This is a genomic window from Geomonas ferrireducens (genome assembly GCF_004917065.1).
In the GTDB taxonomy this organism is placed as follows: Bacteria; Desulfobacterota; Desulfuromonadia; order Geobacterales; family Geobacteraceae; genus Geomonas; species Geomonas ferrireducens.
The window spans coordinates 801,705-821,511 of sequence record NZ_SSYA01000001.1 but is presented as its reverse complement, the minus strand read 5'-3'; the positions used below and the strand labels follow the sequence as shown (position 1 = coordinate 821,511).

The 19,807-nt window shown below is 64.0% G+C and carries 15 protein-coding genes; 2 read left to right on the top strand and 13 right to left on the bottom strand.

Annotated elements, in window-relative coordinates:
* Positions 1-241 precede the first annotated feature (241 nt).
* Entirely contained in the window at positions 242-3,616 is a 3,375-nt protein-coding gene (locus E8L22_RS03625) for an acyl-[ACP]--phospholipid O-acyltransferase (RefSeq protein WP_136523883.1), read from the bottom strand.
* 15 nt (positions 3,617-3,631) lie between these two features.
* Positions 3,632-4,636 (bottom strand): amidohydrolase family protein, encoded by a 1,005-nt coding sequence (locus tag E8L22_RS03620; RefSeq protein WP_136523882.1) that lies wholly within the window; start codon positions 4,634-4,636, stop codon positions 3,632-3,634.
* 276 nt (positions 4,637-4,912) lie between these two features.
* On the opposite strand from E8L22_RS03620, the gene E8L22_RS03615 reads away from it, so the two are divergent.
* Entirely contained in the window at positions 4,913-6,394 is a 1,482-nt protein-coding gene (locus E8L22_RS03615) for a sigma 54-interacting transcriptional regulator (protein ID WP_136523881.1), read from the top strand.
* A gap of 56 nt (positions 6,395-6,450) precedes the next feature.
* On the opposite strand, the gene E8L22_RS03610 is transcribed toward E8L22_RS03615, so the two are convergent.
* A complete protein-coding gene (locus E8L22_RS03610; protein ID WP_136523880.1) occupies positions 6,451-7,341 on the bottom strand; it encodes a GGDEF domain-containing protein in 891 nt (296 codons plus the stop codon).
* Positions 7,342-7,554: 213 nt separating this feature from the next.
* Here E8L22_RS03610 and E8L22_RS03605 point away from each other — a divergent pair, with 213 nt between their 5' ends.
* Positions 7,555-7,863 (top strand): TRL-like family protein, encoded by a 309-nt coding sequence (locus tag E8L22_RS03605; protein ID WP_198420113.1) that lies wholly within the window; start codon positions 7,555-7,557, stop codon positions 7,861-7,863.
* A 59-nt stretch (positions 7,864-7,922) separates the two neighbouring features.
* On the opposite strand, the gene E8L22_RS03600 is transcribed toward E8L22_RS03605, so the two are convergent.
* From E8L22_RS03600 to E8L22_RS03555, 10 genes are all read right to left on the bottom strand, one after another.
* Positions 7,923-8,831 (bottom strand): NAD(P)-dependent oxidoreductase, encoded by a 909-nt coding sequence (locus tag E8L22_RS03600; RefSeq protein ID WP_246044537.1) that lies wholly within the window; start codon positions 8,829-8,831, stop codon positions 7,923-7,925.
* A 38-nt stretch (positions 8,832-8,869) separates the two neighbouring features.
* On the bottom strand, positions 8,870-9,664 hold the full coding sequence (locus E8L22_RS03595) for a universal stress protein (protein ID WP_162604768.1): 795 nt from the start codon (positions 9,662-9,664) through the stop codon (positions 8,870-8,872).
* Between the two features lie 37 nt (positions 9,665-9,701).
* Positions 9,702-12,638, bottom strand: a complete 2,937-nt coding sequence (locus tag E8L22_RS03590; protein ID WP_246044588.1) for an NAD-glutamate dehydrogenase domain-containing protein — start codon at positions 12,636-12,638, stop codon at positions 9,702-9,704.
* A gap of 104 nt (positions 12,639-12,742) precedes the next feature.
* Positions 12,743-14,587: an aldehyde ferredoxin oxidoreductase C-terminal domain-containing protein gene (locus tag E8L22_RS03585; RefSeq protein WP_136523876.1), complete on the bottom strand. Its 1,845-nt coding sequence runs from the start codon at positions 14,585-14,587 to the stop codon at positions 12,743-12,745.
* 51 nt (positions 14,588-14,638) lie between these two features.
* Positions 14,639-14,863 carry a MoaD/ThiS family protein gene (locus E8L22_RS03580; RefSeq protein ID WP_136523875.1) on the bottom strand — a complete coding sequence of 75 codons (225 nt, stop codon included), beginning with the start codon at positions 14,861-14,863 and terminating at the stop codon, positions 14,639-14,641.
* 136 nt (positions 14,864-14,999) lie between these two features.
* On the bottom strand, positions 15,000-15,710 hold the full coding sequence (locus E8L22_RS03575) for an ABC transporter ATP-binding protein (RefSeq protein ID WP_136523874.1): 711 nt from the start codon (positions 15,708-15,710) through the stop codon (positions 15,000-15,002).
* The gene (locus E8L22_RS03570; protein ID WP_136523873.1) at positions 15,707-16,432 is read right to left on the bottom strand and encodes an ABC transporter ATP-binding protein; all 726 of its coding nucleotides are present in this window, start codon (positions 16,430-16,432) and stop codon (positions 15,707-15,709) included. The genes E8L22_RS03575 and E8L22_RS03570 overlap by 4 nt, the downstream gene beginning before the upstream one ends.
* Positions 16,433-16,434: 2 nt before the next feature.
* Positions 16,435-17,436, bottom strand: a complete 1,002-nt coding sequence (locus E8L22_RS03565) for a branched-chain amino acid ABC transporter permease (protein ID WP_136523872.1) — start codon at positions 17,434-17,436, stop codon at positions 16,435-16,437.
* A 1-nt stretch (position 17,437) separates the two neighbouring features.
* Positions 17,438-18,325, bottom strand: a complete 888-nt coding sequence (locus E8L22_RS03560) for a branched-chain amino acid ABC transporter permease (RefSeq protein WP_246037871.1) — start codon at positions 18,323-18,325, stop codon at positions 17,438-17,440.
* 146 nt (positions 18,326-18,471) lie between these two features.
* Positions 18,472-19,713, bottom strand: a complete 1,242-nt coding sequence (locus E8L22_RS03555; protein ID WP_136523871.1) for an amino acid ABC transporter substrate-binding protein — start codon at positions 19,711-19,713, stop codon at positions 18,472-18,474.
* Positions 19,714-19,807 lie beyond the last annotated feature (94 nt).

Here is a 19,807-nt window from a genome sequence, read left to right as displayed (position 1 = left end):
TGGGGCCTCCTTGTACGATTGTTTGAATTTGCCCTCTCGCGCCGAGGCCCTTCCCCCCGCAGGGGCTTCGGTCCCAAGGGGGAGAGGGTCAGGAAGGGGGCGCGCAGCGTCTTGGTTCCGCTTTCCCCCCTCCCGGCCTCCCCCCTCCAGGGGGAGGAGTTGTGGGCCGGTTGCGGCGCGCCGATGGGCGGATGGTGACCGCAGGCGCGGAAAAGATACCGGTAACGCTTCTAAATGACAACTAATTTGTTGCCGCCAGCGCGATCTCTTTCAGCCCCTTCAGGTCCAGCTTTCCCGTTCCGAGTATGGGAAGGCTCTCTACTTCGACGAACCCGTCGCGTCCGGGCTTCCAGAGGTTGGGGAGCTCGCTCTCGGAAAGGTGTTGTAAGAGCGTCGCGGCATCGGTCGCACCGCGGGTATAGACCACCACCAGCCGCTCCCCCTTTTTCTCGTCGGGTACCGCGGTTACCGCGAGGATCCCGCTCTGCCCGAGCCGGGCGTGCAACTCGTCCTCGATCACCCCGTGGGGAACCATCTCGCCGCCGATCTTGCTGAAGCGAGAGATGCGGTCCGTGATCCTGACAAAGCCGTCGTCGTCCATGACGCCTAGGTCTCCGGTGACGTACCAGCCGTCGCGCACCACCTCGTCGGTCAACTCCTCTCTTCCCAGGTAGCCGAGCATCACGTTCGGTCCCTTCACCTGGAGCATCCCGGCCTCCCCGGGCTTCAATACCGCTCCGCTTTCCGGGTCGACCACGCGGATGGCGACGCCGGGGATCGGGTGCCCTACGCTCCCCTCCTTGGCCCCGTGCTGCTTCACCCCGTCGATCTCCACGTCCGGAAGGCTCAGGGTGATAACGGGAGAGAGCTCCGTGGCGCCGTACCCCTCCATAGGGCGGATGCCGAACTTCTCCTGGAAGCTGTCCGCCACCTTGCTCTTCAGTTTCTCCGCTCCCGTGATCACGAGGCGCAGCGTGGCGAAATCCTCGCGCTTCGCGCGGCGCAGGTAGGAGAGGAGGAAGGTGGGGGTGGCGAGGAGGAGCGTGGAGCGGTGTTCGCGCACCACCTGGGCGATTTTCTCCCCCTCCATCGGGTTCGTGTGGTAGGCGGAGGAAAAGCCGCTCGTGAGCGGGAACCAGAGCGTCGCGGTGAAGCCCAGGGAATGGAAGAAAGGGAGGGCCGAGCAGATGTTGTCGTTCAGATCGACCTTGAACACCATGCGCAGCGCCTCGATGTTCGACATGATGTTGTGATGGCTGAGCATCACCCCCTTCGGCTCGCCGGTGCTCCCCGAGGAGAAGATCACCGTGGCGCTTTGGTCGACGTGGAACCCTTTAGCGCGGCAGAGGAGGGTAGCGGGATAGAGCCTCGCCTTGAGAAGGGCCATGAGCTTTGCCCGGCCGGAGATGGCGGGGACGATGTCCTCCAGGAAGATCATGCCGTCAAGCCGCGGCAGGGTCGGGACCCTTTCCAGGAACGCGCGCGAGGTGACGATGGTGCGAATGCCGCACTGGGCCACCGCGGAGGAAAGTGAAGCCTCGGAGGCGGTGTAGTTGAGGTTCACGGTAACACGCCCCAGCATGGAGAGGGCGAGGTTCGCGAGCACGCCCCCGGCGGACGGCGGCAGCAAAAGTCCCACGTGTTCCGCATCGTCGATCATCCCGTCGAGCTTTCCGGCCAGGGCGACGGCGGAGGTCAGGGTGCGGCCGTAGCTCAGGTTCTTCCCCGAGGTATCGGCAATGGCGCGGCGTCCCCAGTAACGGCGTGCGGTGCGGATGAAATACTCCGGCAGCGGCCGGCGCTGCTCCTTTCTGGAGGCGAAGTAGTCGCAGGAAAGCTCGGCCACCTTCTGGCGCACCTCGACGGCGAGGCTCGTCGCGGGCATCGGGTCCCCGAAGAGGATGGTGACCGGGTAGGGGGAGAGTGCGGGGAGCCGGGAGAGGAGCTTTCCGTGTGCGTAGGAGAGGATGCTCCCCCAGGCTCCGCCGATGTACACCGGGATGATCGGGTGGCCGCTGTCCTTCACGATGCGCTCGAAGCCGCCGCGGAACTCGCCCAGCATGCCGGTCCTCGTCAGCGCCCCCTCGGCGAAGATGCAGACCATGTACCCCTCGTCCAGCGCGGCGCGCGCCCTCTTGATGAACTCCAGCATCTCCCTTTTGCCGTCCGTCGAGGAAACCGGGATCACCCCCATGAGCCGGAACAGGCCGCGCAAGAGGGGCGTGTTGTAGATGCTTCGCTCCATGACGAAGCGAATGCGGCGCTGGCAGGTGGCGGTGAGCAAGAGGGCGTCGGCCCAGGTGACGTGGTTCGGGATCAGAAGCGCCGGCCCCTCCACCGGGAGGTTTTCGAGCCCTTTGATGCGCAGCCGGTAGAAGACCCGCATGGTGACGAGGGCGATGAAGCGGATCAGGAAGTCCGGGAGGATCCGGAACGAGAGGAGCGTCAGGATCAGGGTCAATGCGCCGACGGCGCTGAAGCCCTGCGCGGCGGAGAGCCCCATCGGACCGCTGAAGAGCCAGGTGAGCCCGGATGCGGCGAGGATGCCGACCCAGTTGATGAAGGATGAGGCTGCCAGCACCTCGCCGCGGATGGCGGCGTCGGCCCGCAGTTGTATGAAGGTCTGCAGCGGCAGGCTGAAGACCCCCGCCGAGACACCGAAAAAGACGATGACGATGAGGCTCGCGGCAAGGTTGCCGGGGAGGATGTGCAGCAGGACCGGGGCGAGGGTGAGCCCGGCGGCGCCGAGCGGAACGATGCCGAACTCGACGTCGCGGCCGGAGAGCTTGGCGGCGAGGAGCGAGCCCCCGCCGATGCCGAGCGCCGCGGCGAGAAACAGGTAGCCGCTTTGCGCCTCGGAGAGCCCGAGCCTTTCCATGCCGTAGCCGATCAAGTTCAGTTGCGCGAAGGCGCCGATGAACATGAACCAGGCGAGCCCGATGATGGCGAGCATGAGGTGGCGGTCTTTCGAGATGCCGCGAACCGTGTGCAGGATGCCGGTGGGGAGAAGGGCCACGGGACGGGCCGCGTCCCCGGGAGTGCTTTCGCCGATCATCCTCGCGCAGGCAAGCCCGGCGCTGGCGACGGCGAGGCTGAAGAGCGAGGCGATCCAGAAGCTTCCTCCCGCTGCCTGGGCGAGTCCGGAGGCAAGGCCGGTGCCGACGATGATGGCGAGGAAGGTGCAGGATTCCATCAGCCCGTTCACCCGGGAGAGTTCATCCTTCCGGACCAGTTCGGGGACGATGCTGTACTTCGCCGGTGCGAAGAAGGCGCTGTGGCTCGCCATGAGGAAAACGACCAGGTAGAGGAGATGTTCCTGTCTGAAGGCGAAGGCGGCGACGGCCAAGAGGGTGACCGCCACCTCGAAGAGCTTCACGTTCACGATGAGCTTCGATTTCGCCATGCGGTCGGCGAGGCATCCGGCCGGCGCGGAAAAGAGGATGAAGGGGACGACGAAGGCGGCGCCGACCGAGGCGGTGATCATCCCGGCGTGGGCGCGTCCCCGGCTGCCGATCAGGAAGAAGATGATCAAGAGCTTCAGGATGTTGTCGTTCAGCGCCCCGAGGAACTGGGTGGCGTTCAGCCAGGCGAAGGATTTGGATGAGGCGGTGGTCATGTCGGTGCTCCAGGATCAGGGGGTGGGGACGGGAAGCCTGAGGACGTTGTTTGCGTTCGAGAAGACCTGCTCGGGCACTCCGAGCGCCTCCTTGAGGGCCACGTCCTGGTCCCAGGGGTTGGCGATCCGGGAGAGCTCCACCATGCGGCGTGGCGAGAGCTTGATGGGGAACGCGTAGGGGGTGACCGAGACGGTGTTGGGAAGCGGCATGTCGGTGCCGTAGAGAAGCTGTCCGGAAACGCCCTTCTTCAACAGGCGCGTGAGGTGCCACTTCCGGTTTATCTGGGTGAGCGCGGAGATGTCGCCGTAGCAGTTGGGGAACTCGTCGATGAGTCGGAGAAAGCGGCGGTAGTTGCTCTCCCCTTCGTTTCTGCCGCAGCTGCCGCAGTGCGCCGCGATCACCTTCACCCCGAGCGAAAGCGGGAGTCTTAGCCGTTCCGGGTCGCCCAGTTCGTTGCGCGTCATGGTGAAGGAGTGCTCGGTGCCGGTGTGGGTGAGCAGCGGAAGCCCCAGCTCTTTCAGCTTCAGGTAGAACGGGATCAGGTGCTCGTCGGCCGGGTCGAAGTGCTGGATGGAGGGGAGCCACTTGACCAGTACGGCGCCGTCCGCCGCCGCTTTCTCCAGGCGCGTGAGGGCGTCGTGGCGCAGCGGGTTGATGCTTGCCCCGAATAGGAGGTTCGGATATTTGGCGGTCTCAGCCGCGACGAAGTCGTTGGGGATGTACATCTCGGTGCTGTTGCGATCAAGCTCGTCGTTGCCGTCCACCGCGCCGTCCATGGCGAGGATGACGGCGGCGGTTACGCGCTGCGAGGCGGCGAGCCGCTCGGAGATGCGCCGCATCACCAGGGCGTCCCCTTCCTGCAAGAGCTGCTCTTCGGTGACCCAGAAGGCTTTCAGGAAGACCCTGTAGCGCCAGCTTTTGCGCATGGCGGGCGAGATGAAGCAGCCGCTGTTTCCTGCGCCGATGCCGGCGGTGTGGCAGTGCATGTCGATGATGCCGTTTGCTGATGCTGCGTGCATGTCGGTGTCTCCTGTGCGTGAGATGCCATTGTCATTACAGGTAGTGTGCCAAGGACTGTTTTAAAGAGGTGATAGCGGATAAGGTGCTGGTTTGTCGTAAGACATGACTGCGACTGTGCCTGATGCTTCAAAAGGCTTGTTGACATTTTATGTGCATTGATACTACATAAAATGATCATTGTCTTTGTGTCGACGCCCTCACCCTGACCCTCTCCCAGGGGGAGAGGGGGAAATGAGATGGTTGGAGTAACAGCAGCACTTATGTGAAGAGGTTATATGACAGTCGCAAAAATTACCGACCAAGAGTGGACTTTCTTGGAGACAGTGGCACGGGCGGCTTTTGCCAATCCCTTCGGCGATACGCGCGACGACCTCGATATCCTGATTGGCGGCGCGTCGCCCGGTTCTTCCCCCGACGAGATCCTCACCTCGGTGCTCACCCGGGTGGCGACCCAGGTCGAGAGCCTGCGGGCGCGCGGGGTGGCAGACCTGCGTGCCGTGGAAGGGACCAGGCGCGAGGTGCTGCGCAGGTTCTTCCTCTTCCACGTCTTCCACCGCTACGTCGATCACTTCGACCAGCTCATCCAGGCCCAGTTGCAGGCGGGGGACAAGCCGTGCCGGGTCGGCTTCGCCGGCGACGCGCTCGCGGAGATGGCTCGCTTCGGGCTATCCGAAGACGAGGCTGAGCGGACATTTGCCGTCTTCTACCAGTTGCGCCGCGCCTTCTACTTCATCAGAAACGGCCTCGTCGGGAGCTCACCTTCCATGAAGGCGCTGCGCCGGCATCTCTGGGATTGCGTCTTCACCCATGATATCCGCTGGTTCGAGGCGGGGCTTTGGAACCGGATGGAGGAGTTCTCCATCCTGCTTCTCGGTGAGACCGGAACCGGCAAGGGGGCCGCGGCTGCCGCCATCGGACGCTCCGGCTTCATCCCCTACGACCGGGCCGGAAACGGCTTCCCGGAGAGTTTCACCCGGAATTTCGTCGCCATCAACCTCTCTCAGTATTCCGAGGGGGTGCTCGAGTCCGAGCTGTTCGGGCACAAAAAGGGGGCGTTCACCGGCGCGGTGGAGAACCACGAGGGGCTTTTCAGCCGCTGTGCGCCGCACGGCGTCATCTTCCTCGACGAGATCGGCGACGTGAGCGTGCCGGTGCAGATAAAGCTCTTGCAGGTGCTGCAGGAAAGGGTTTTCTATCCGGTGGGAAGTCATGAGGCGAGGCGCTTCAGCGGGCGCATCGTTGCCGCCACGAACCGGCCGCTCGATGACATGATGCTAGGGGGAAAGTTCCGGGAGGATCTCTACTACCGCCTCTGTTCCGACGTGGTCACCATCCCGCCGCTGCGTGAGAGGCTCGGCGAGGACCCGGAGGAGCTGGACAACCTGATCGCGGCCATCCTGTCGCGCGTTGCCGGGCAGCAGGTTCCCGCGCGGGAGCGGCAACTGGTGAAGAAGGTGATCAGGCGCGACGTCGGGGTGGATTACGACTGGCCGGGGAACGTAAGGGAGCTGGAGCAGGCGGTGAAGCGGATCATCCTGACCGGTCGCTACCAGGGGGTGCGCCGGGAGAAGGGAGCGGGCCGGGCGGATCGTCTCGCAGCGGGGATACGGGAGGGCTCGTTCGGTGCGGAAGAGCTCCTCGCCGCCTACTGCGGGCTTTTATACGACACCTGCGGCACCTACGAGGAAGTCGCCCGCCGCACCCGCCTCGACCGGCGCACGGTGAAGAAGTACGTGCAGATGGGGGAAAAGGAGTAAATTGCCGGTTGACCCAGATGTCGGTGCATTCCCGCAAACGCTGAGCCCACCTTCTTCTATCCCCTCTCTACTATCTCGGCCGCCTCTTGCCGGGGTTCGAAGCGCACCACCTTGTTGCGCCCCTGCTGTTTTGCCTGGTACATCGCTTGGTCGGCTCGCTGCAAAAGCGACTCGACCGTGTCGTGTTCCGGCAGAAGGCCGGCGCAGCCGATGCTCACCGTCACCGTCAGTTCCGTCTTCTCTCCGTGGTGATCAGTGATGCTCACCGGGGTTCCGGCGATGGTGCGGCGCAGGCGCTCGGCCACGTCGCAGGTCTCGGCGGGCGGGGTGTGCGGCAGCAGGATGGTGATCTCCTCGCCGCCGTAGCGGGCCACCACGTCGGTCTGCCGCAGCGATTCCATCAAAAGCCGCGCCACGTGCTGCAGGACGAGGTCCCCTGCCTGGTGACCGTAGGTGTCGTTCACTGACTTGAAGCGGTCGAGGTCGACCATCAAAAGCCCCAGGTCCAGATGGTGACGCCGTGCACGCATCACCTCGTCGCGCAGCCTGCGGTCCAGGACGCGCCGGTTGTAGATCCCCAGCAGCGGATCGGTCATCGCCTCGTGCTCGAGGATGTAAATCCGCTTCAGTTCAAGGGTGGTCCGGTAAGCGAGCAGACAGACCATCAGGCAGAAGACCGCCCCCAGCAGGAAGATCACCACGACGAGCATCTCGGAGTGCGTGTAGAGGCTGCCGGCCTTGAGGGACAAAAAGCCTACGTATCCCGATAGGAACAGCAGCAGGAGCCCGGCCAGCACGTACCACCAGTTGCGGTTGGCGCCTTTCGGGAGTTCTTTGGTCAGCTTCCGCACCAGGTAGAGCGCCGCAGTCAAAAGCACGGCTCCCCCCAGGAGTAGAATCGACATGACTTTCGCTAAAACCGGGAATATGTCTGCAGTGGTTTCCATGGGCTTCCTAAAGTAGCGGGATTGGCGGATTTTACTAGCAAGCTTTTGTACCAGTCAATTAATAAACGAGTAAGGTAATGCGAATAGTCGTATACGAATTCTTGAATTAAGTGTGGTCTCATGCTAAGGTCGCCGGGCCTAACCTTTCAGGATGACTGGTACAAATACAGGGTTTCAGGAGGCGATGGCAAATACTTTGTTCAGGAGGAAGCTGTGAAGAAAGTTCTTTACGTTGGTATGTTGGCTGGTCTCGGGATGATGTTCGGTTGCGCTTCGCCGGTGCCGATGGGCGCCCTCTACACGGAGCTGAAACTACCGGTGGCGGCTACCGGGAACGGTGCTGATAGAAAGCATGGCGTGGCGGAGTGCAAGAGCGTGCTGGGACTGGTAGCTACCGGCGACTGCAGCATCGAAACCGCGAAGAAGAACGGCGGCGTTTCCAAGGTTTCCGCAGTCGACTGGGAAGGGAAGAACATCCTCGGTCTCTTCGGCGAATACAAGCTGCACGTCTACGGCGAATAGTCAGTAAAAACCACGGAAACAACGAAGCCGGGCCCCCGATGGAGGCCCGGCTTTTTTTGTTAGACCACCAGGTTGCGCGGGTGCCCGAGAACGAACCCTTCCAGGTTTCCGATCAACTGCTCGGCCAGCGTTGCGAGGGAACGGTCGCTGATCCAGGCGACATGCGGCGTGACGATCAGGTTGTGCTGTTTCAAGTCGAGAAGCGGAGAGCCCTCTCGGGGCGGTTCCTGGGTCAGGACGTCGAGCCCGGCTCCCGCGATCGTCCCTTCCGCCAACGCCTGCGCCAGCGCTGCTTCATCGAGCAGCCCGCCGCGGCCGCAGTTGATGAGGATCGCGTGGCGCGGCATCAGCTCGAGCTCGGCTTTTCCGATCATGCCGAAGCTCTCCTCGGTCAAGGGGCACAGCAGCACCAGGACGTCGCTTTTCGCCAGCACCTCGTTAAACGGCGTCCGTCCCGGGCGTACCTCCGCCGCACCCTTTCTCTCGGCGCAGAGGATCTCCATGCCGAAGGCCTCGCCCAGCGCAGCCACCGCGCTCCCCAGTGCGCCGACGCCGATGATGCCGAGGGGCGCCCCGTAGAGGGAGCGCGGCATCGGTTCCACCTGCACCAGATACCCCTCCGAACGCTGCCAGACACCCCCCTGGACTGCCTCATGGTAGGCAAGGAGGTTGCGTCGCAGGGCTAGGATGAGGGAGAAGACGTGTTCCGGGACGCTCACCGACCAGTTGCGCACGTTGGAGACTGCGACACCGCGGCGGCGGCAGGCTTCGAGATCGACGTGATTGACCCCGGTGGCGGCGACCGCGATCAGGCGCAGTTGCGGCAGCTCGGCCAGGTGCTCCGCGGTGATGGCGACCTGGTCCGTGATGGCGACGGTGGCGTCGGCCAGGCGCTCCACCACCTCGGCTTCGCGCGTGTCCGGGTATTCCGTCCACCGGTGCGGGAAGCACGGCGCGCGTAGCGGCACCGAAATGCCGCCGCGGTCTAAAAAGACGATCCGCTCCATCAGTGGGACATGAAGACCGGGATGGTCATGTGGCGCAGCACGTGCTTCGCGACGTCGCCGAGGACGTAGGTGCCGAAGTGCAGGTCGGCGTATCCCCCCATCACCAGGAGGTCGCTCCCCTCGTCAGACACGCGGTTCAGGAGCACGTCGCCGATGCCGAGCTCGGTGATGGCGCTCGTCTCGACCTGGGCCTTCACGCCGTGGGCGGCTAAGTAGCGCCGCAGCCCTTCCATGTCGGCCATCTCGTCGTTGCTCGGGTTCACCTCGAAGATGTGGGCCGACTCGGCGACCCGCAGCAGGGGGAGGGCATCGGTGAGCGCGCGCGAAGACTCGCGCCCGGTCTTCCACGCCACGAGGATGTTCCTGCCGACGCTCTGGTAGCGCCCGGCGTAGGGGACGATGAGGACCGGCTTGCCGGAGCCGAACACCACCTTTTCGGGGAGGAAATCGGTGGCGCGGCGCTCCGTGGAGCCGTGCTCGCTTTGTCCGACGATGACCAGGTCTGCGAAGGTGGCGTAGTGGCTGATCGCCTCAACGACGCCCCCGCCGAGCGCCTTGGCGTCCGCCGTTATCCATTCACCCTTCACGTCGGCGGCTCCCGTCTTCTCACGGAAAAGCTGCGCCAGCTCCTCGCCCGCCTCCTTGTCGTGCCCCCTCCGCATCGGGATCAGGGGATGCACCGCCACCTTGAGTCCCGTGATCGTCGCGCGGTGCCGTTTCGCCAGGTCGATGGCCAGTTCGAGCCGGTCCGCGGAATGTTCCAGGTTGTCCATGAAGACTAGTATCTGTTTCAACTCCATCTGGTGCGCCTCCTTGATGCGTGCGGGTGAGTTACTGGATGTATTGTGCTGCCGTCACCGGCCGGGTGAGCGCTTCGGGCCGGGCGAAGTTGCGCAACAGGTGTCCCTTGATCATCTCCTTGAAGTCCGCCTCCTGGTCACCCCGGTAGACGAGAGACGAGGCGATCTCGGCGGCGAGGATGGCGTAGCGGCACTTGGCCGGCAGCCGCTCCAGGCGCCCCTGGTACTGGGGCTCGCGCAGCATGGCGGGAAGGTGTGCGAGGATGGCGCTTTGGAAGACCGGCTCGTCGCACAGCTCCGGGTTTCTCTGGAAGAACGAGAAGAGGCGCGCATAGTGGCCGTTGATCTCGTGGCTTATGGCGTCGGAAATCTCGGTGTAGATGAAGCTTCCCCCCGCCTCGCGGTGGCGCCGGAAGATGAGCTCGGCTTCGTCGCGCGCCCGTCTTTCCAGGATCGTCAGCACGTCCCCCACGTAGCGCTCCTTGTGGGCCAGGAACTCCTCCTCGGAGAGCATGAGGTTCGCGATGATCTCGTAGGACGATGAGATCACGCCGCACTTGTTGGCCGAGGCGTCGCGCATGATGACGATGCCGCGCCGCTGCATCTGGGTCCGCGCCTCCGGCGTGATGAAGGAATTCGCCCCCTCGACGATGGCGCGGGTGGTGGGGGTGCCGTCCTCGCGGAAAAAGCGCGGCCAGTTCTCGGCATCGATGGTCTCGGGGCGTCCCCCCCCGGGGATGAAGAGGTCGGTCGGGACCGAGAAGAGGAGGTTTCCGAACTCGCGGTGGAACTGGTCCGTGGTCACCCACTGTTCCTGAACCCCGGCCCCGGTGCTGACGGCGCGTTTGAAAAGTTCGCGCAGCCCGTCGGTGCGCCGCTCGTTGCGGTACAGGATGAAGCCCCCCGGGTGCAGGCGGGCCGGATCAAAGGCGTCCAGGTCGTGCTTGAGCACGATGCGGGATAGTTCGCCGTGGTCCATCCCCTCCGGGTCGAAGATGGCGCCTGAGCCGTCGAGGATCAGCTTGATGCACGCCTCGGGAGAGCGCTCGAGCATGATGCGCAGCGCGTTCCCCGCCACGTCGCCGCTCGGCCCTCCGGTGAATTTCACGCTGAAGCGGTCGCGTCTTATGTCGATGCCGAGCTGCTGCATGGCGGTCTCGGCGAACTGCATCACGCCGGTCGAGGTGACCCCGTATTCCTTGTGGTTGATCCCGACCCGCTTGCTGGAGATGAGGCCGATGCCGAGCAGGTAGCCGCGCTTTAGCGACTGGCGCGCGATCATCTCGATCATCACGTCGTGCATGTTCTCGTCCGGGCCTAGCTCGATCGGCTCGTCCTCGCCGTAGTAGTCGACGACGCGCGGGTCGCGGGCCCGGCCGTTCTCGGTGACGAAGATGTCCAAAAAGGCGTTGATGAAGCCGAACTGCAGCTTGTAAAGGCGCTGGGTGGAGAGGTCGCGCGCCTCGAGACGGGCGGCGTCGAGCACCACCACCATCTTCGAGCCCCCCTCGTAGATGTCCTTGTTCTTCAGATGCTGGGTGTGGGCGAGGACGTAGACCTCTCGGAAGAGGGTGCTCGCCGAGGTGACGTACTCGTCGCGATTCCTCGTGACGATGGTGCGCCACCCGCCGCGGGCGATGTCGGAGAAGCCGATGTGGTAGCCGCTGCCGTAGCGCCCGAAGAAGAAGGTGATGCGGAACGGGATCTCCGGGGGAAGGTCGGCGGTGAATTCGGGTGCCAGCTCGGCCAGGTAGGCCGGGTCGAGCCGGAAGGCGAGGGCGTGCTTCTCGCGCACGTAGAAGTTCGTCTTCAGCGTGTTCCTGATGAAGGTGATGGCGCAGCGGAAGATGGCGCGGCGCAGGTCGTCGATGTAGCGGTGCCCGGTGTTGTAGGACTCGACGAAGCGGACCGTCTCCTCGAGCGTCTTCCGGTAGAACTCCTCGCGCAGGGAAAGCCCCGGCTGGAAGCGGATCCTGAAAAGCTTCGCGAGCTGCAGCGCTATGTCCGGGTGCGAGTGGAAGGCGAGCATCACGTCCTCGTAGCCGTACGGGTCGGGGTGGTGATGGGCGAGGTTCGTGTGGCAGAAGGCGATGAAGGCGTTTACGAGCGACGCTTCCTCGCCGGTCATCACGCGGCTCGTGACGAACTCGCGGTAGGTCCTCGAGGCGGTGGAGAGGATCTGGGTGTTGTAGAGCTCCATCTGCAGCCGGTCGAAGAGCTCGCTCCCCTTGGAGAGAAGCGGCGCGTCGGGGCGCTTCCTGACGTAGAAGGTGCCGAGGAAGTAGGGATGCACGCCGTTGGAGATGGTGAGGCAGTAGGCGCGCTGCACCCCGAAGCCCAGGCGGTTGAAGACCTCCATGGTCTGCAAGAGGAAGTCGTTCTGCGGCGGGTTGCCCACCGCGAAGAGGACGCGGGTCTCGCTGTCGAGCCCCATGTCGTCGGTCTCTTCCACGTCCAGGAAAATGCCACCCTGGCGGTTCCCTTCCTGGAAGACCCAGAGGATCTGGGCCACCCGGTTCGGGGGGGAGATGCGCACGTACTGCTCGTTGTTGAGCCACAAAAGGCGCAGTAGCGCGTCGAGCTGGCCCAGATCGAAGAGGGGATAGCGCGTTTTCAGCGCCTCCTCGATGCCGGCGCGCAGCTCGGCCGGGATCTCGGGGGCAGGGGCGTCGGCGATCTCGCTGTGCTCCTTGCGGTCGAAGTCGAAGCGCTGCACCTCGAGCCCCTGGGAAAGCCCCGGCACCGCCCCCTTCGAGTGGGTGAACTCGGCGTAGGAGATGTCGCGCTCCTGCAGGGTGCGCAGGGTGTCGTAGAGCGAGCCGGGGCGGTTCAGGCGGGCGAGGATCAGCGTCTTCGCCCGGTCCGCCACGGTGAGCCGCTGGTTTTGCGCCAAGGTCTTCAGCCCCACGGCGAGGGCGTGCACCGCCTCGGACTCCTCCTTCATGGTGATGAAGAAGTAGGAGTCCATCTGCGCCTTCAGCCAGGCGAGGTTCTCCCTGGACCTCGCGTCGCTTTCGGCGATGAGGCGGTCGACTGCTGCCAGGAGGTTTTGGTCGGCGCTTGGGCGCATGGCTACCCCTTAAGGACCGGCAAAAGTCCTTCCATTTCAGGCTTGAAGACGCTCCAGACCCGTTCGCGCAGCTGGGCCAGGAAGTCGTGGGTGATGAACTTCGGGAGCGTCACCTTGTGGTTCGGGTCGTCCATGACCTGCGAGGGGAGGGTGTACTCCTCGTGCTCGTGGAAGCCCTGGCGCAGTTCGAGGGCGAGCCCGCGCAGGTATGCCCGGCGCACGGAGGCGACGATGTCCGCCGAGGCGATCTCGAGCCCCGCCGCTTCCTTCACGGCACGCACGATGATGTCGTGGCCGATGCCGACGCCGACGAACTTGCACAGGCCGATCATGTCGTAGCCCACCTGCAGGAGGCCGCCGCTCGTGATCGCCTGCACCCACTCATCCAGAGAGTGCTTCCCTTCTTTCGCGAGCATCATGTGCGTCCCCATGGACATGTGCCCACCGGCGATGGCGAAGATGTAGCCGGGGTTCGTGTCCGGGAGGTAGGCGGGAAGCTCGAGCCCCTTCACGTGCATGGCGTAGGCGGTCTCGCCGAGCGCCTCGGAGAGGCGCTTCACGCCGCGCCCGAGTTCGGGGTGGAGGCCGCGCCCGGCGCCGTCGATGAGCGCCGCGATTTTCTCGTAGTCGCCGAAAACGGCTCCGTTCAGGATCGGCGCCTCCGGGTGGCGCTCGTTGTAGTCGAGCAGGTAGGCGATGGTGGTGCCGAGCGAGATGGCGTCCATGCCGAGGAGGTCGCAGCGGTGGATCAGGTCGCAGACTTCCTTCGGGTCGTGCACGCCGAGGTTCGAGCCGAACAGGATGAGCGGCTCGAAGTCGAACTTCGCGGCGAGCTTGCCGCGGCTGCCGTCCTCGTTCTTGTGGAAGAGGTTGTTGTGGCAGCGGATGCCGCAGCGGTGGCAGGCCTCGGTGGCGACCTCGAACTCCCTCTCCACCTCGTCGCGGAACAGGCGCTCCACGTTGTCGCACCCCTTGGGGCGGAAGTTGTTGAGCGGCACGGCGTGAAAGACCTGCAGCACCTCGATGTTGGCCCAGGTGCCCCCGCCGCCCCCCTGGCTCGTCGGCTGGAAGCGCGCGCTACCGCCGCTTTTCAGGATGTCGCGGTTCACGTCGCGGATCTCGGGGGTGATCTTCTGCAGCTTGTCCGGGCTCTGGGCCACGATGGCGAGGAGGTTCTTGTACCCCATGAGGCTCCCCATGCCGCCGCGCCCGGCGAAGCGGCTCTTCGGCTCCCCGGATTTCAGCTCGTTGTCGGTGCTCATGACAACGGCACCCATGTAGTTCGTCTCCCAGTTCTCGCCCGCCGGGCCGATGGCCGCGAAGTGGGCGTCCGGGTACTCGGCGGCAAGCGCCATGATCTTCGCGTGCCCGGTGAGGCCAATCAGATGCCCGGCCGGCTTCAGCTCGACCTCGGGGCCGTTCGCCCCTTCCCTTAACACCGCGTACACCGGGGTCTCGGAGCGGTTCTCGAATATCACCTCGTCGAGGCCGGTCCACTTGAACTTGTTGCCGAAGTTGCCGCTGCCGGTGGACCACATGGCGCCGGGGCGCCCGGTGCCGGACTGCTTCAACGGGCTGTAGCCGGAGAAGTAGCTGCGCATCCCGGTCATCACGCTGGTGCCGGTCAGAAGGCCGGAGTTCAGTATCAGCGGGTTTTCCGGGGAGTAGGCGCGAGCTATGTCGCGCTCGGCCAGGATCTGGAAGCTCCTGCCGAAGCCGCCGAGGACGTCCTCGAGGTTCCTGCAGGGGACCGCGGCGAAGTCGGCGCGGCCGGTGGCGAGGTCGATGGTGCAGCGCTGGTAGATCACGCTTTCCGGGTCGGTGCTCATCATTTTGTTGTCGCTCATATCTTTTTGCTCCGCAAAGTCGGTTTGTGTCGAACGGCAAGGCTCCGGGGGCTACCCCCCGCCCATGCGCGGCAAAAGGGAAAGGACGTCGCCGTCCTGCACCATCTCGTCCCAGGCCGCGTGCAGCCCGTTCACGAGGACGGTTCCCACGTCGTTTCTGGGAAGCCCCAACTGCTCCACGATGGAGGCGACCTTCTGCCCCGGGGTGCATTCCCACTCAGCCTCTTCGAAAAGCTTCCAGCGCAGGGAAGCGTAGAGTTTGATCCTGATCTGCATCCTTCAAACCTCGTAGCTAAAAGGTAAAAAGCCCCCGTCAGGCCGCACGGTTCCCATACAGGCGCCGGGAGTGACCCGGCGCCTTCCGGAAAAGCGGTTTCAGGGAGTCTGAAAGGAACGTGTTCTTGGTGGTTGGTTAGAAGCCGAGGTAGGCCTCGCGGATGGAGGCATCGGCTTCGAGGTCGTCGCCGGACCCCTGCCCCACGATGCGCCCGTTCTCCATGACGTAGCAGTAGTCCGCGACCTTCAGGGTCTGGTGCACGTTCTGCTCGACGAGGAATATGGTGAGCCCGGCATTGTGCAGCTCCTGGATCACCTTGAAGACCTCCTGCACCATGATGGGCGCGAGACCAAGGCTCGGCTCGTCGAACATGATCACCTGCGGGTCCTGCATGAGCGCGCGGCCGATGGCCACCATCTGCTGCTCGCCGCCGGAGAGGGTCTCGGCGGTCTGGGTGCGCCGCTCTTCCAGGCGCGGGAAGATCTCGTAGACCCGCTTCAGGGTCTGCTGGCGCTTGCCGTGGGCCCTTTTGAGGTAGGCCCCGACCAGGAGGTTCTCCTCCACGGTCATCTTCGGGAAGAGCTGGCGCCCCTCGGGGACCAGGGTGATGCCGAGGTCGACCACCTTGTGTACCGGCATGCCGGTCACCTGGGTGCCGTTGTAGTGGATGGTGCCGTTCGCGGTCGGGATCAGGCCGCAAAGCGCCTTGAGGGTCGTGGTCTTGCCGGCGCCGTTCGCACCGATGAGCGCGACGAGCTGCCCCTTGGCCACCGAGAAGGAGATGTTCCAGAGGGCCTGGATGTCGCCGTAGTTGACGGAGATGCCGTTGACGTCGAGTAGATTCATGCTGCTTCCTCTCCAAAGTACGCTTGTACTACGTGCGGATCGCTGGAGACCTCGGCCGGGGTCCCCTCGGCGATCTTCTTGCCGAAATTGAGCACCACCAGGCGGTCCGAGATGTTCATGATGACGCGCATGATGTGCTCGACGATGAGGATGGTGAGCCCCTGCGCCTTGAGCTTCATGATGAGCTCGACGGTGCGGTCCGCCTCGGTCGGGTTGAGCCCCGCCACCACCTCGTCCAAAAGGAGGAAGGAGGGGTCGAGGGCGAGCGCCTTGCTGATCTCGAGGCGCTTTCTGCCCGCCAGGGTGAGCCCTGCCGCGGAGAGGTGGGCGCGGTCGGCAAGACCGGTGGTCTCGAGCACCTGCCAGGCGTGGCGCTCCGCGTCCGCCTTCTTCGGGTGTTTCAAGAACGAGGCGATGGTGACGTTTTCGAGCACGGTGAGCCCGGCGAACGGCTTCACCACCTGGAAGGTGCGCCCGATGCCGACCCCGGCCAGGTGGTAGGGGGGCTTGCCGGAGATGTCGTTGCCCTGGAACAACACGCTACCCTTGGTGGGGGCGTAGTAGCCGGAAATGACGTTGAAAAGGGTGGTCTTGCCGGCGCCGTTGGGGCCGATGAGCCCGACGATCTCGCCTTTCTCGACGCTGAAGCTCACGTCGTCGACCGCGGTGAGGCCGCCGAAACATTTGGTTACCGAATTAACCTTGAGGATGGGTTCAGTCATGATTAGTTCCCCTCTTCCGGTACTGCCACGGCGGAGAGAACCGCGGGTTCCGATGCCGGTTCAGGCTTTTGCTGCGGCCTGGCCACCGCCTTGCGTTTGACCAGGGTGCCCCAGAGGCCGTTGGGTATGAAGATGACGCTGATCGCGATCAGCGCGCCCAGGATGATCAGGTAGAGAAGCTGGAAGTCGGACAGGTACGCCCAGAAGATGGTCTTGAAGGCGAAGATGAGGATCGCGCCTAGCGCCGGTCCGAAGAGGGTGCCCATGCCGCCGAACACCACCATGACCACCGCCTGGTCGCTCACCAGGTCCCCCAGCGTGGAGGAGGGGTCTATGAAGGTGATCCAGTAGGCGTAGATGCCGCCCAGGATGCCGGTCGGGATCGCCGAGAGGATGAAGGACTGCATCTTCAGCATGGTCGGGTTGAGTCCCAGAGCCTTCGCCCCTTCCTCGTCCTCGCGGATCGCCTTCAGCTTGAGCCCGAAGGGGGCACGCTCCAGGAGGTACCAAAGGACCAGGAAGATCACCCCGACGGTGATGAGCATCAGGTAGTAGAAGAACAGCGGGTTCAGGAAGGCCTCGAGGCGCATGCCGTCCGGGCCGCCGGTGAACTCGACGTTCAGGGCGAGCTGCTGGATGGCGCGCGAGAGAGCCCATGTCGCGATGGCGAAATAGGCCCCCTTGAGCCTCAGCGTCGGGATGCCGGCGATGAGCGCGGTCAAGGCGGCCGCCACGCCGCCGAGCGGAAGCGCCACCCAGAAGGGGAGATGCGCCTGCATCATGAGGATGCCGATGGTGTAGGCGCCGATGCCGAAGAAGGCGCCGTGACCGAAGTTCAGGTAACCGGTGTAGCCCGCGATGACGTCGAAGGCGATGGCAAGCCCGATCCACATGATCCCCTCGGTGAGCACGCGCAGGACGAAGGTGTCGTGCACGACGAGAGGCAGGATCAATAGGGCTGCGGTGATGATGGCGAGGATGGCTGCGCCGCGACTGGTTTTCATGTCAGACCCCCTTGCCGAACAGCCCGCGCGGGGAAATCAGCAGGATGATGTAAAGGATGACGAACACGGCGAGCAGGGTGTGGCTCGGGTTGAAGTAGATCATGAAGATCGACTGCACGAGGCCCAGAAGAAGCGCCGCCCAGGGGACGCCGGCCAGATACCCCATGCCGGCTAAGACCACCACGAAGAAGGCGAAGATGGTGTACTCGTTCCCCATCTGCGCGCCGATGGAAAGGATGCAGCCCAAAAGCACCCCGGTCATGGCGGAGATCCCCACGTAGATGCCGTACACGTAGGAACCGGTGCGCTTCGCGTTCACCCCCATGAGACCCGCGGCATCCTTGTGCTGTGCCAGCGCCCGGACGCCGAGGCCGAAATTGGTCTTTTTGAGGAGGTAATGCAGGATCAGGGTGATCGCCACAGCGTAGGCAAGCCCCATGAGACGCACCGTCGGGATGGTCACGGTGAGGCCGATGGACTCGAGGTTGAAGGACCCCTCCGAGAACGCGGACGGGATCGAATTCGAGTAGAAGCCGAACGCGGTGAGGGCAAGCCCGCGGAACATGATGGCCAGGCCGAAGGTGAAAACGAGCCCCATCAGGAAGGGGTTCCCCTTGGTGCCCGAAAGCACCCGGTGGATCACCGGTTGGACCAGGTAGCCGACCCCGAAATAGATGACGAAGATGACCGGAAGGAAGATGAAGGGATCGAGACCGGTCCATTTGTTCAGGTAGTAGCCGGTGAAGGCCCCGAACATGATCCACTCCCCGACGGCGAAGTCGATGACGTGCATGACCCCGTAGGTGAGCGAGAAAGCGATGGCGATGGTGATGTAGATCCCGCCCAAAAGAATCCCGTCGGTCAGGGCTTGTGGCAGCAGTTCCATCATAAAGCGAGTCCTCCAGCGTTGCGATTAAAGCAAATGCGGCAGTTACTTCATGGGGGCCGCGGGACGGCGTATCACCGGCACCCGCGGCCTCAACAGTCCCTGCCGGTGCGGTGACCGGCAGGGAAGCTTTGTTTCATCTTCGAGGCTTAGCGGGATTTCCATTCCTTCATCGGGTACTGGGCGGCCGCTTCCACCGAGGCCTTCGGGCCAACCGTCTTGATCTGGCCTTTCTGGATCTGGATGGTGAGCGGGTCGAGACCGACGTTGGCGTGGTAGAACTCGCCGGAGGTGGCGAACTTCACGCGGCCGTAGAAGGTCTGGACGTCGATCTGCTCGAGCGCCTGCACGAGTTTCGCGCGCATCGCCTCGTCCATGCCCGGCTTCGCGCCGATCTTCTGGAGTGCGGTCTGGAAGGCGATGCCTGCCGCGGAGCAGCCACCCTGGGTGTAGTCGCCCGGGTTCTTGAAGGCCTTCTGGGAGGCGGCAGCGTAGGCGGAAGCGGTCGGCCAGAGCACCTTGCTCTTGGTCTTGGCGGTGCCGGTCCAGCAGGTGGTGCCGAAGATCTGCTCGCCGTCCTTGCCTACCGCGTCGGTGAACGCCTTGTCGGTGATGCCACAGTGCATGAGGAGCGCTTTCGGGGTGTAGCCGATCTGCTTGAGCGCTTTCACGAACTTCACGTGCTCCTCGTCATGGCCGCCGAAGGCGATGACGTCGGGCTTCATGCTGCGCACTGCGGAAAGAAGCGGGGTCATGTCCTGGCCGGAGGGGACGATGCTGAACTTTACGATCTTAAGCTTCGCTTTCTCGGCTGCGGTCTTGTAGGCCTCTGCGGTCGCCTTGGAGAAGGCGTCGTTGGAGCCTATGATGGCGATGGTCTTCGGAGCCGGCTTCAGCTCGGTAAGGGTCTTGATGGAGGTGGCGCCGGTGAAGTTGATTGGGGGAATGGTGCCGAAGGTGTACTTGAACTTGTTCTTCCAGATGAGCGGGCTTTCTGCGGAGCCGGTGATCATCGGGACCTTGTACTTGTCGACGACAGGTGCCACGGCGAGGGTTACGCCGGAGGAGTAGGGGCCGAGGATGAAATCGACCTTCTCCTGGGTGATCAGCCTCTCGGCTGCCGCTGCGCCGGCGGCGGGATTGCTCTGGGCGTCGGCGTAAACCAGTTTCACCTGGTACTTCTTGCCCTGGACCTCGATGCCACCCTTGGCGTTCACTTCCTGGGCCCAGAGGTCGTAGCCGCGCTTGGTGATGTTGCCGCCGGTCACGAGGTCACCCGAGAGCTCGGTGATGACGCCGATCTTGTAGAAGTTCCTCTGTTCCGCGTGGACCGGGATGGCCACGAAGAGGGCCGCGATGAGCAGCAGTACCCTGACGAATCCAAACTTCATTGTGCTACCTCCTGTTTGTGATGTTGCGATTAGAGTTCGGCCAGCGTTGCATTGCATTACATCCGGTGCTCGCGGCGCTCAGGCAGACGACGTC